Raw genomic sequence first — 12,444 nt, 5'->3', positions numbered from 1 at the left:
CCATGGACAAGAATTACCACGTATTTTCAGACGGGCGAATCGAACGAAACGACGACACGGTCAGAGTTGTCACTGAAGACGGTGAAAAGAAATATGTCCCAATCGAGAACGCGGAGGCGCTGTACCTCCACGGCCAGATCGATTTCAATACTCGGCTGATGTCTTTCTTGAACGACCAAGGTGTCGCAATGCACGTCTTTGGCTGGGAGGATTACTATGCTGGCTCTCTCATGCCAAAGCGTGGCCAAACATCCGGCCGAACTGTTGTCTCGCAGGTCCGTGCGTACGACGATACTTCTCACCGACGCCGGTTAGCGGCAGCGATTGTTTCTGGAAGCATCCACAACATGCGAACCAATGTCGTCTACTACAACAGCCGTGGCTGCGAACTCGACCAGATCATCGACGACCTCGAGGCGGCTGCCGAACGCGTCGAGAAGAATCTCGCGGTCGACGAACTGATGGGTGTCGAAGCCACGGCTCGCAAAGCATACTACCAGTCGTTCAACGAAATTCTGCCGCCGTCATTTCAGCTCTCGCGCCGAGAGTACAACCCACCACCGAACGAAGTAAACAGCCTCATCTCATTCGGCAACTCGCTCGTCTATGCGAATTGCACCTCGGCGATTCGGGCAACCGCGCTCGATCCGACGATCAGTTATCTCCACGAACCCGGTGAGCGGCGGTACTCGCTTTCGCTGGATATCGCGGATCTGTTCAAACCCGTCATTGCGGATCGCGTTCTCTTTCGACTCTGTAACCGCAACCAGATCACAGCCGATGACTTCGAAACCGAACTCGAGTCGTGTCTCCTGAACGAACAGGGTAGACAGACATATTCTAAGGAGTTTGAGAAGACGCTCGAGCGAACAGTTGACCATCCAAATTTGAAACGAAAAGTCAGCTACCAGTATCTGATGCGACTCGAGGCGTACAAACTCAAGAAACATCTCCTGACCGGTGAGAAGTACGAGCCGTTCAAACGGTGGTGGTAACATGTACGTTGTCATGGTTTACGACCTTCAGGCTGATCGCACACACAAAGCTCTCAAGATCGGTCGTCGGTATCTCACTCACGTTCAAAACTCTGTTCTTGAGGGTGAGATCTCGAAGGGCGATCTCGAACAGCTCCGTGGTGAAGTAGAAGAGTTACTCGAGCCCGGCGAGTCTACGATTATCTACGAGCTCTCGTCAGACGCACTTCTCGATCGAACGGTGTACGGCGAAGATCCAACAGAGGATCAGCGCTTTCTCTAATTCTGGAGTGTTCCGTCGACCCCCACGGGAATGACGACTATTGAAGGTCGACGAAAATAGATTTGTAGGAGTGGTACATAGTAGGCTTTACGTCCGGATTTCCGGCATGGTTTCAGACGAACCTTTGTAGGGTTGAAGCNATTGAAGGTCGACGAAAATAGATTTGTAGGAGTGGTACATAGTAGGCTTTACGTCCGGATTTCCGGCATGGTTTCAGACGAACCTTTGTAGGGTTGAAGCAATATAATTCTTCTTTTTGTATACAGTTCTATTTCGGTTTCAGACGAACCTTTGTAGGGTTGAAGCCGTGTTGAGGGGGCTGCTGGCGAAGAGGGCGAGCCGTTTCAGACGAACCTTTGTAGGGNGGTTTCAGACGAACCTTTGTAGGGTTGAAGCCGTGTTGAGGGGGCTGCTGGCGAAGAGGGCGAGCCGTTTCAGACGAACCTTTGTAGGGTTGAAGCCTCGCAGCCCGTGGCTGGGCAGGGAAACTCGTTGTTTCAGACGAACCTTTGTAGGGTTGAAGCCAGAGCAGGCGATGACCCTTGAGGACACGATCGACGTTTCAGACGAACCTTTGTAGGGTTGAAGCCTGATCATCGGGCGGGTCGGGGGGGACTGACCGGTTTCAGACGAACCTTTGTAGGGTTGAAGCGGTAGCTCGGGGACGTAGCTGAGCCAGTCCGATTTGTTTCAGACGAACCTTTGTAGGGTTGAAGCTATCGCGAGTTTGCTGCGCCGGACATCCAGACACTCGTTTCAGACGAACCTTTGTAGGGTTGAAGCCATCGGTCGGAGTTGCCACACGTCGGGCATTCGTCCGGGTTTCAGACGAACCTTTGTAGGGTTGAAGCATCAGCTACTGAACGGCTGATGAATTCCACACCGGAGTTTCAGACGAACCTTTGTAGGGTTGAAGCGCCAAGCACGGCGAGCAGGTGGCCGCCGCCGACGGGTTTCAGACGAACCTTTGTAGGGTTGAAGCGCCTGCCAGCACGTCCTCATCCCAGCGCTGGCGGGTTTCAGACGAACCTTTGTAGGGTTGAAGCATACGTCGTTCACCAGGGCTCCGAACTCGAGTCGCTGTTTCAGACGAACCTTTGTAGGGTTGAAGCCTCCTTGGCGCGTTCGCGGGCTTTCTCCCGCTCGTTTCAGACGAACCTTTGTAGGGTTGAAGCCGCGTAGAGTTCGCCAGGTCGCCGACGTCGCCGCCCGTTTCAGACGAACCTTTGTAGGGTTGAAGCGCGCGTGACGTAGCGGTAGATGTTCTTCGCGAGCGGGTTTCAGACGAACCTTTGTAGGGTTGAAGCTCTATGACCACCGATCGGTAGCGTTCGGCAAGCGCCTGTTTCAGACGAACCTTTGTAGGGTTGAAGCTCTATTCTGCACGCACCGCACGGGGCGAGCCGTCGGGTTTCAGACGAACCTTTGTAGGGTTGAAGCATCTACGCCGTGACGTGACGACAACCCGAACTAAATGTTTCAGACGAACCTTTGTAGGGTTGAAGCCTGTTCGTCTCGCGTTTCCGGGCCGGCGACCGCTTGTTTCAGACGAACCTTTGTAGGGTTGAAGCCGAGTCTGATGCTGTCTCTGATGCTCGTGATGCTGGTTTCAGACGAACCTTTGTAGGGTTGAAGCGCCCCTCTCCATGTACTCACGAGTCCCACGGTACGCGTTTCAGACGAACCTTTGTAGGGTTGAAGCAGCACGTACAGCGACGTGACCTCCTGGACGTCGCGAGTTTCAGACGAACCTTTGTAGGGTTGAAGCCCTCGACGTCGATGACTGCGAGAGCGCCCTTGTGGACCACTCGCGAGAGCGCGTGGTCAACGACCTTCACAGGTCCGGGAACGGTCATCTCCAGTTCACCCACGGTGACCGTACCGGGAGCGACGGGCGTCGTTTCGACGTTCCGCGCGGGTTCGCTCAGGAGATCACCGTCACGGTAGAGTCGGCTGAAGACGTTCCCGATCGGGTGCACGGCGCTGTGGAGGTTCGGACCACCGTTGGCAAAGTACAGGCGAACCGTCTCGCCGACTTCGGCGTGCATTGGCCCCTGCGTTCCATCCTCGGTGATTCCGTACGCTTCCCCGTTGAAGATGACGTACGTTGGGTCTTCCGCGGCCCCAGCGTCGTAATCGTACGAGTGGTGGCCTTCTTCACCGGTGTCGCCGTCGGTGTAGAGTTCGTGTTGGCCGAGGTAGAGCTCGCGGTCGACCTCGGGAAGCCCGTCCGTGGGTTCGACGAGGATGGCTCCGAACATCCCCGCACTGATGTGGTAGTCCATGTCGGGGACGGCACAGTGGTAGATGTGGGCACCCGCAAAGTCCATCTTTGCCGAGAGGGTTGCTTCCTCGTCACCGGGAGCGAGCGTCGTGTGTTCGGCTCCGCCACCAGGACCGTACACCGCGTGGAAGTCGATGTTGTGCGCGTGCATGTTCGACTCCTCGGGAACGCGGAACGTGAGGTTGATCGTGTCCCCCTCGCGAACGCGGATCATCGGACCGGGAACCTGCCCTTCGAACGTCATGAAGTGGAAGGTGACGCCCGGTTCGATTTCCGCGACGTGTTCCGTACACTCGATGGTGATGTCGTGTTCGCGTGGCTCGTCCCAGTCGACCGGCGGTGGAATGTTCTCCGGGTCGGCTGCGACAGAGTCCACATCGACCGGTTCGGCGGCGGGGAGCCCCTCGGGATCGTCGTCAGGCGACTCACTATCAACGTCAGCGGGGTTTTCGTCGGCTATGCAACCTGCAACTGCAGTGATGCCAGTTGCGCCCAGTACCTGCAGCATGCGTCGTCGGTGTAGGTTAGTTGGTTGGGTCATCATCGTTCACAGTTAGTATAAGGTGTACAAGGAATATATACGTGGTAAATCACTCCCGGGTATCAGGAATGAGTTTTAATCTGCCCACGATACCGCGGGGGGTTTTTATACGAACTGGCAAAGATATTCGTCTGGGACCCCTGAAACCTCAACGCGGCCGTATTCGGTGGCCTCGTCGCGGTCGTAGTCGGCGACCGTCACACTCTCTTTTGATCGGCGACGAAGGGAAATTCCTTAGTGGCCACTGCAAATCACCGCACACCTAATCGCACGACAAACGCGCGGTTCGGAGCGATCAGGGCACAACACAACCCGTGAACGAATGAAATACGTGAGGACCGCGGGGCAGGAACGGGAGTACAGTGAGCGGAGAGAGTCAGATCGCCGCTCTTTCGGAACGGCTGGTGGTGTTCGGGGCACGATTATTTCGTTTTGATTTAGACGATGTCGGTGTCGAACATCTCCGGGATCAACGATAGCCCTGGTCAGTCCGTATCCATGTCCATGGTACCATTTCCATCACCGTTCGGAGACGACAACGGCGACGATGACGGGCTGTTCGATGAATACGACCAGTTCGTCCCGGAGCACCTCCCGGAACCGGGGCCGTTCCTCAGGAACCATCGCGTCTTAACGGACGATGAGCACGTCGAATTCCATACGTGTACCCGTGATCTCTTCGAACAGCGCACAGTCTACGACATGACGTTCAACTACAACCTGGCACGCCTCAATCTCGATACGCGCCACCTCGATGCGGGATACCGGTATGCAGCGGAGACGGACGATCCGTCCGTACTTCGGGCCGAGTTCACACCGACGACGCCGTTCTGTCCCCAGTCTCACACGCTCACGATCGGCTCGTTTCGGGCGTGGAACGGGCTCTCCGAGAAGCACGACTACGACCTCGTTCGCGTTCGGACCGCACCGATGCACCACCAGAGCGACTCGATCAACGAGCAACTCGAGGAACTCGAGGAGGTGTATCTCGAAACTGGGTCCGTCGAGCACGAACCCGAGGGAGACGTCGGCTCAAATCCCATGGAACGGACGATGCAAAACGAGCGGCCGAGCCGCGGGAATCCGGATGCGCCATTTTAACGCCGCTGGCATCGTTCTCCTCCCGAGGATCCGTTTTCGGGTGAATATATTCGGTGCTATCGGGACATACCTGGGGTGCCAACCCTCTGAGCATGGGCGCGATTCCGGGAAACATTGACGCCGATCAGAGTCCACCACTGACAGTACCGCTTCGCCACTTTCTCGTCGGACTCGGATTCCTCCTCGCCGGTGCCATCGTCGGTGTACTAGGGACGATCGATGCCGTTTCAGGAAACCTCTCGCTTGCACATGCTCACCTGTTGCTCGTCGGCTGGGTGTGTGTCACGATCATGGGTGCGATGACGCAGTTCGTTCCAGTCTGGTCCGCCGTCGAGGTGTACTCGAGACGGCTCGCGAAGACACAGCTATGGATCGTCGTCGTCGGATTGGTGGTGTTCGCTACTGCCTTGCTGGTGGGTGCACAGCAGTGGCTCCCTGTAGGTGGGATAATTATGCTACTCGGGTTCTGGGTCTTCGTCTACAATATCGGACGAACGCTCGTCTCTGCTCGTCCGTGGGATATCACGGAGCGCCATTTTGCAATCGCGCTCGGTTTCTTCGTGCTGCTGACTACGTTAGGCGTAACGCTAGCGATCGGATTCGTCTCCCCAGTTTTCCGTGACTTGCCAGTCTCCCATGGAAGTGTTCGGCTGGCCCACGGGACCCTTGCGATCTACGGTGCCGTCCTGACGACGATTTTCGGGGCGCTGTACCAGCTGGCGACGATGTTCACCCAGTCAGATCTCCACGGTGTCGACTACTCGATTCAGTCTCTCGAGGAGATCGGATTTCCGATCGGTGTGGTCGCACTGGCCGGCGGTCGACTGTTCGAACTCGGAACGGTTGCTCGTCTCGGCGGGATCCTGATCCTCGCGAGTGTTCTCGGGTTCGGTGTCCTTCTCGCACGGCGACTGTACGAGGCGCAGGCTCCATGGACGCCGATGTTGAGTCGCTACGTGGTCGTCGCGGCGACGATGGTGCTCTGGCCGCTCTGGTCTGCGGTCTATTGGATTCGAGACCCGCTCGATCCAGCGACGTTCTTCGGTGCGCCCGGCGCAGTTCACCTCCTGGCGCTTGGCCTGATCGGATTCGTTGTCCTTGGGACACTGTATCACATCATTCCCTTTATTATCTGGGTCCACCGGTACAGCGATCTCCTCGGTCTCGAGGACGTCCCGATGATCGACGACCTCTACGACGATAGGCTGGCGGCAATCGACTGTACGCTACTTACCGTCGGTCTCGCTCTCATCGTTGTGACAGATGTCGTCTCCCTTCCGACGACAGTCTCTCTCGCGGGTGGTGGTGCCGTAATCAGTGGGCTCGTGGTCTTCACGGCGAACATGGTACTCGTTGTTCGGCGACACAGCCCTCAGCCTCTCTTGGGAATCCTCTTCGACCGATTCACCGTTGCAAAGGACGGCGACACAGCGTAGTGACAGAGCGCGAGTTCACTGGTCAGCCTCGGACCTTGTCCTCGGGGCAGTTGACCGAAGATATTCGGGACACGAAACTCACGGGTTCCCATAGTATGTTACCCCGAACGATGGCTACTACGCATTCGCCGGCGGATATCAGTGGGAGAACTCCTCTTCCCGAATCGCTAAACGAGACCGAAGGCTGGTACCTACTTACCATTTACCGGCTCTCGAACCGGGATGACGCTCGCGTCCGGACCGGCGAACTCGCCGCCGAACTCGAGATCAGCCCAGGAAGCGTTACCGAGATGCTGGCGAAACTGTCGGCAGCCGACTTCGTCCGCTACGAGAAGTACAACGGCGTCGAGACCAGGGCTCGAGGGACGTCGATCGCCGAATCGCTCGCGTGGCGACAGTGCGTTGTCGTCGCGTTTTTCGATCGTGTTCTCGGGTACGAACTCGACAGTCGAACCGCCTATCGGATCGGGTTCAGCCTCCCTCGCGAAGCGATCGGACGGCTGGAACGACAGGTCGGTTCCCCGCGTCCCGATGCGTGTCATCGCATTCGACCCGACTCGGGGAACTGCTTCGTCACTGCCTGTGCCGAATGAGACGTCCATCCCTGCCTTGCGGTAGTGTCGCCTGTTCGAATCGACGATCACGAACCAGCGAACGGTACATCTCCGCGTTCCCACCGGCGTGTAATTCGGGATACACTATATGGGGATTCCAGTCCGAGTAATACGTATGGCAAGCACTCCAACAGCGTACGACCGCGCTCGTGAAGAGGCCACACCGGTCACAGACCAGATCCACGAGCAGTCGTGGTCGGCTCCCCTCGAGCACCCCGAACACGCCGACGACCGTGAGTTAGTCGTCAGTCAGGCGATCGATGCCATCGAACATACCGCGTCCGGCTATCACGTGAACTTAGTCACCCACGAGGCACACGGTCATCCCTCCGAGTACCTCTATGACGAACTTGCGGCGGCATTCGATCCAGCAGCACTCGAGTGGGAGCACGTCGACCAGTGTGGGTGCGGTGGCCACGTCGTGCGTGTCCATGTCCAATAGCAGTGCATCGAGCGGAGGCGAATCTCAGTTATTGCTTCACTGCGCTGTCGGTGAGAGCGTCTCCCAGTCTTGGACTTCGCCGTCGTACTTGTCAGCGAACACCGTCGCATCGTCTCGGGCAGAGAACGGAAGCACCTCCTCCCCCATCGCACCCATGACGTCACTCCCGACGACGTAGGAGAGACCCGTCGCATCGGCGAAGGTCTCTTCTGCAACGTGGCTCGAGATATGTGGTGTCTCGTTTCGGTCCTCGAGCTGATAGTCCACACTCGAGTAGTCAGTGACGAAGACAGCACGAAGTTCCCATCCCTGGTCGCTGCGCGCTTCGTGATACGTGAGGAGTTCTGTGAGGCTGTCGAACTGTGCCGGGCCGTCTGAATCGGCGTCGGAAGCCGCATAAAACAGCTGTCCTGCAGGTCCGTAGTGGTCTGCAATCACCATGCCGCAAGCGTCACACGTCTCCCCATCGTCGAGAGCGGTCGGCGTTGCTGGCTCGAGGTCGGTGTCGTCCTCGTCGAGACAGCCGCCAAGACCGGTTGCAACCACTGTGCCAGTCGCAGCGAGGAGCTGGCGGCGTGACCATCGCCGGTCGGCGGCGCAACGAGTATGGTTCATAGCCGTCGCCTCCGGATTGCGAGGGCTGCGAGTGCGAGCGGGAGGGCGATCCAGAGCAGTACCGCTCCAAGAAGGATCCCCGTCGAGAGGCCGGTATCCGCCAGTACTGTGGCGAAGCCGGCATCGCTGGCGGCTCCTAACGTGCCGAGGACGAGTGCACGAAAGATGCCGGTCGGATTCGCGAGCACCATCGCAGAGACGGCAGTCTCCGAGAGGCCAAACGCTGCGACGAGTCCGAGTCCAAGCAGGTCGTGCACGAGAACGAACCACGCCCAGATGAGCAGGGCGATTCCGAGTGCGTGTGTCTTCTCGTGAACAACTGTCGATATGAAGACACCAATTGCGAGAAAGACCAGTCCAAGCCCGACAGTTGCGAGCAGGAACGTCACGTAGGCATCGAACCCGGAGAGACCGTACTCGAGAATGAGGAATCCGCCGGCAATCCCGAACCCGATAATCGTCGCACTTGCGAGTACGACTGCTCGTCCGAGCGCTGTGCCAATGACGAGCCAGGAACGGTTGACCGGGAGAGCGAACAGTGTCTGGAGCCAGCCACTTTCCTCGCGGCCAACGATCGCGTCATAGCTGAACGCAAGCGCGACCAGCGGAACGAGGTAGACCGCGAGGACAGCGAGGCTCGCGACAGTTCGCTCGAAGCCTTCGGGACTCACCGATGAACCGCTGAACGTCGTCAGCCCGAGTGCAAACGCAGCGAAAATGGCAGTCAGTGCGACAGCCCATCGTCCGCGGACTGCGAGACGGTATTCCGTCTCGGCGACGACCAACAGCTGTCGGTACCAGGATCCAGAGTCGATCGGTTGGGACAGGTCGACGTCGACGGCCGTTGCACAGCCACCGTCGGCTCTCGTCGTCGGCTCGTCTGTCGGCGTTTGCTGGTTGTCGGACATTATGTACTCACCTCCGGTGTGTCGACTGTCGCTGTCTCGTCGGATCCGGTGTTGGTATCAGAGTTGGAGCGGGTGTCTGTGTTGGTGCCGGGGTTGGAGTCGGTGTCTGTGTCGGTGCCCGTATCGGAGTTGGAACCAGTACCCGCGTCACCCGTCGCGAGCGCCTCGTGGAACGCCGCCTCGAGACCGGGTTCATGAACCTCGAAGTGGTCGACCGCGTCGGACTCCAGTCCACCGCAGAACTCGACGGCAGCACCACGTTCGCAGGTAACCGTGAGTTCCCCGTCTGTCTCCGTAACGTCGCCGTACTGGTGGGCTGCCTCACGGAGTTGTGTTAGTTCTTGATCCGCCGACGGACGGACGGTTACGGTCACATGCTCGCCGTCGGCCGTGCGGAGCTCGTCGACGGAGCCGGCCGCACGGAGGACGCCGTCCTCCAGGATGGCGACCGAGTCACAGAGCCGTTCTACCTCCTCTAACACGTGCGAAGAGAGGACGACAGTCGTATTGGTCTCTCGATCGATTCGTTCGATGATTTGGTGGAAGGTCGCAACGCCACGTGGATCGAGTCCCGCCGTTGGCTCGTCGAGGACGAGCACCGGTGGTTCACCCAACAGTGCAGACGCGAGTCCAAGACGCCGTCCCATGCCGTTCGAGTAGCCGGAGACTGTGCGGTCGGCCGCGTCTGTGAGCCCGACCGTCTCCAGCGCTTCGTCGATGGACTGTTCACGGGCTGTGATTCCGCGGATACGAGCGTGCACCGAGAGGACCTCACGCCCAGTCATCGCTGGCGGAAAGCCCGCGTGCTCGGGCAAGAACGCAACACGCTCTCGAACGCGATGGCCCGCCTGTTCGACGTCAACACCGCCGACTTCGATGTGACCCGAATCCGGCGTATCGTGCCCGACGAGGAGCCCGAAGAGGGTTGTCTTTCCCGCACCGTTCGTCCCGAGGACGCCGAACGTCGACCCGGACGGAATGTCGAACGACGGTCCGTCGAGGGCAACGACGTCGCCGTAGCGCTTGTGGACGTCAGTTATCGTGATTCTCATAGTATTGTCTCCAGTCGTCGGCCGGTGGTTCGGTGAGCGGTCGGTGGTCGACGACACCGGGTGATTCGATGACGGGGAACGAACTCTCCGCCATCCGCACGGCGTCGAACGCCGGACTCTCGGCGAAGATAGCTGCCTGCGGGTGATCGTAAATAACCGCCTCAACGGCACCTGCAGGCTGGTAGCGTGTTTCGCTGGTTCCGTCGTTATCGAGGTCGACTGCACGTGCATCGGACCAGTAGTTGCCCCGTTCAGTATCGTTCCAGGCGATCTGTGCAGTTGTCGGGGCGTGTGCTGGCTGGCCGTTTCCGATAAAGCTGTTTTCGACGACCAGCTCGTCGGAGCTGCCGGCCGTGAACTGGACCCCGATCTCGTTCTCGAGGATCAGGTTGCCGGTGAGATTGTTCCCGTGGGCGTTGTAGACGTAGAGTCCGTTCCTGTTTGCAACCACGGCATTGTCGCGGATCGTGGTGTCATCGACATCCTTCACGAGAATGCCTTGTCCACTCGGCCCGTCGTTGTTCACCGCGACATTGTTGGTGATAGTCAGGTTCTCCGAGACCATCAGTGCGAAGCCAACGTCGTTGTCGAACGCGACGTTCCCCTCGAGATGGTTGTCGTTGGAGTACATGTAGTGGACACCGTACCGAAGGTCCCACATCGTGTTGCCCGTCGCGGTGACTCCCTCAGACCACGAGAAGTAGATACCATCTCGAACGACGGTAATCTCGTTGTCCTGTAGCTGTGCGCCGTTTGCGCGGTCGAGGTGGATGCCGTTGCCACGCTGTGATTCGCCAACCGCTTCGCGCCCTGCGATGGTGGCGTTCTCGACGGTGACGTCCGTCGCCTCACTGATCCACACACCAAACGTCGCCTCGGTGATCCGCACATCCGACAGCGTCACATCAGAATCGTTGATATAGATCCCCGCGTCCTCAGCGCTTCGATCTGGCCCCGTCTCTCGGATCCAGACCCCATCGACGGTTACGTTCGCCGCCGTCACCTCGAGGACGGTCCCTTCACCGCCGCCATCAATCAGGGCTCCTGCAGTGTCGCGTTCACTGTCGGCGGTATCGACCGCCCTGAGTGTGATATTCGGCGTTTCGACCGTTATCTGCTCCTCGAACTCTCCTTCGAGAACGACTGTATCGCCTGCTTCGGCGGAATCGACTGCTTCCTGAACGGAGTCGTACTCCTGTTGTCCGAGCGTCGCGATACCTGGCTCGTCAGGTGCCTCTCCCTCGCGTGGGTCGTCGACGTCGGGTGTCCAGCCATCGATCGTCGCATCGGTGTCACTCCCGGGGTCGTCGGCTGCAACGACTGCTGCACCAAGCCCGACGAGTACGACGACAGCCCCAATGAGGAGCCAGGCTTCACGATCACGATCACGATCACGATCAGTCATCGCGGCTCACCTCGTCCGCTGTCGACAGCGACCCCACAGTCTGTTGATCCTGATCCGACTCCTTACTCGAGTTGCGCCCGGATCGAATACGCACAGCGAGCCGGCGAGGCAGTGTCCGTCCGAGTTCGGGAGCGTCCGTGAGAGTTGCACTCGAGTCGCGCAACTGGAACGCGATCACCAACAGGGCCAGTGCGACGAGCGTGAGATACCCGCCGGGGCCGAACCAGGCGAGTCCGCTGATGTTGGCGATTTCGTAGCTTCCGAGAAGCGGTGGCGTGAATCCGTCGACACCTCGGAGTGGTGCGTTCGGATCGAGTGAGTGACCGGTCTGATACAGCCGGTACTGAATCACTGCAAACATCGTGACGAACACTGCAAGCGTGCTGGCGAGTTGGCACGCTAAACCGAGTTTTAGCTTCCGGACCGTTGGTGCGAGTGCGACGAACACGCCGGTTGCAGCAATGCCGACGAATGCAAGCGGACCCGCCGACCACTCGGGAACCGAAATCGCATTTGGGTGTACGTCGTAGTTTGGATCGAGGTACACCGGATCGGGATAGTAGAAGCCGACGTACTGGTTGAGAGATTGTGTTTCGCCAACGTCTCCCTCGAGACGGGGATAGGCGTACAGTTCGACGAACAGCCCCTCGGGGTACTGGGGTGCCTCGAGCGTGATCCGCCACATCGGCAGCGCGATTGCAACGAGCAACAGCGCCGCCGCTGCCAGCGGAAGCGCGCGGCGGAGTTCAGTTAAGGTACTGAGTTTTGACATGGCGGATATGAGTGCGA

At 58.8% G+C, this 12,444-nt stretch carries 11 protein-coding genes, 1 pseudogene and 1 CRISPR repeat array; of the genes and pseudogenes, 6 read left to right on the top strand and 6 right to left on the bottom strand.

What is annotated here, in order from left to right; translation table 11 throughout:
- Positions 1 to 2 precede the first annotated feature (2 nt).
- Both cas1b and cas2 read left to right on the top strand, forming a co-directional pair.
- Positions 3 to 995, top strand: coding sequence for a type I-B CRISPR-associated endonuclease Cas1b (cas1b, locus tag C483_RS09240; protein ID WP_006653092.1), 993 nt, complete (start codon positions 3 to 5; stop codon positions 993 to 995).
- Between the two features lies 1 nt (position 996).
- A complete protein-coding gene (gene cas2, locus C483_RS09235; protein ID WP_006165803.1) occupies positions 997 to 1,257 on the top strand; it encodes a CRISPR-associated endonuclease Cas2 in 261 nt (86 codons plus the stop codon).
- A 109-nt stretch (positions 1,258 to 1,366) separates the two neighbouring features.
- Positions 1,367 to 3,025: direct repeats of the CRISPR family, unit length 30 nt; unit sequence GTTTCAGACGAACCTTTGTAGGGTTGAAGC.
- 55 nt (positions 3,026 to 3,080) lie between these two features.
- Here cas2 and nirK read toward each other — a convergent pair.
- Positions 3,081 to 4,049, bottom strand: a pseudogene (nirK, locus tag C483_RS21235) (copper-containing nitrite reductase); the annotation flags it as partial.
- A gap of 537 nt (positions 4,050 to 4,586) precedes the next feature.
- Here nirK and C483_RS09225 point away from each other — a divergent pair.
- The 4 genes from C483_RS09225 to C483_RS09210 all read left to right on the top strand — a co-directional run bounded on the left by C483_RS09225 (position 4,587) and on the right by C483_RS09210 (position 7,675).
- Positions 4,587 to 5,183, top strand: a complete 597-nt coding sequence (locus C483_RS09225; protein ID WP_006653090.1) for a hypothetical protein — start codon at positions 4,587 to 4,589, stop codon at positions 5,181 to 5,183.
- Positions 5,184 to 5,275: 92 nt separating this feature from the next.
- Complete coding sequence (locus C483_RS09220; protein ID WP_006653089.1) at positions 5,276 to 6,619, top strand: hypothetical protein; 1,344 nt, start codon at positions 5,276 to 5,278, stop codon at positions 6,617 to 6,619.
- Between the two features lie 110 nt (positions 6,620 to 6,729).
- A complete protein-coding gene (locus C483_RS09215) occupies positions 6,730 to 7,212 on the top strand; it encodes a metal-dependent transcriptional regulator (protein WP_049912532.1) in 483 nt (160 codons plus the stop codon).
- 136 nt (positions 7,213 to 7,348) lie between these two features.
- Positions 7,349 to 7,675, top strand: coding sequence for a CGCGG family putative rSAM-modified RiPP protein (locus tag C483_RS09210; protein WP_006653087.1), 327 nt, complete (start codon positions 7,349 to 7,351; stop codon positions 7,673 to 7,675).
- A gap of 36 nt (positions 7,676 to 7,711) precedes the next feature.
- Here C483_RS09210 and C483_RS09205 read toward each other — a convergent pair whose 3' ends face one another.
- The 5 genes from C483_RS09205 to C483_RS19715 are packed head-to-tail and all read right to left on the bottom strand — an operon-like array spanning position 7,712 to position 12,427.
- Positions 7,712 to 8,290, bottom strand: a complete 579-nt coding sequence (locus C483_RS09205; RefSeq protein WP_049912524.1) for a nitrous oxide reductase accessory protein NosL — start codon at positions 8,288 to 8,290, stop codon at positions 7,712 to 7,714.
- Positions 8,287 to 9,198: an ABC transporter permease gene (locus C483_RS09200; RefSeq protein WP_006653085.1), complete on the bottom strand. Its 912-nt coding sequence runs from the start codon at positions 9,196 to 9,198 to the stop codon at positions 8,287 to 8,289. Before C483_RS09200 ends, C483_RS09205 begins: the two co-directional genes overlap by 4 nt.
- On the bottom strand, positions 9,198 to 10,250 hold the full coding sequence (locus C483_RS09195; RefSeq protein WP_006653084.1) for an ABC transporter ATP-binding protein: 1,053 nt from the start codon (positions 10,248 to 10,250) through the stop codon (positions 9,198 to 9,200). The genes C483_RS09200 and C483_RS09195 overlap by 1 nt, the downstream gene beginning before the upstream one ends.
- Positions 10,231 to 11,655: a nitrous oxide reductase family maturation protein NosD gene (nosD, locus tag C483_RS19720; RefSeq protein ID WP_006653083.1), complete on the bottom strand. Its 1,425-nt coding sequence runs from the start codon at positions 11,653 to 11,655 to the stop codon at positions 10,231 to 10,233. Before nosD ends, C483_RS09195 begins: the two co-directional genes overlap by 20 nt.
- A complete protein-coding gene (locus C483_RS19715; RefSeq protein WP_006653082.1) occupies positions 11,648 to 12,427 on the bottom strand; it encodes a hypothetical protein in 780 nt (259 codons plus the stop codon). Before C483_RS19715 ends, nosD begins: the two co-directional genes overlap by 8 nt.
- Positions 12,428 to 12,444: the final 17 nt, after the last annotated feature.

The organism is Natrialba hulunbeirensis JCM 10989, assembly GCF_000337575.1.
GTDB lineage: Archaea > Halobacteriota > Halobacteria > Halobacteriales > Natrialbaceae > Natrialba > Natrialba hulunbeirensis.
Note: the sequence above shows the minus strand (reverse complement) of the source record. Positions and strands in the feature narration are given on the sequence as shown.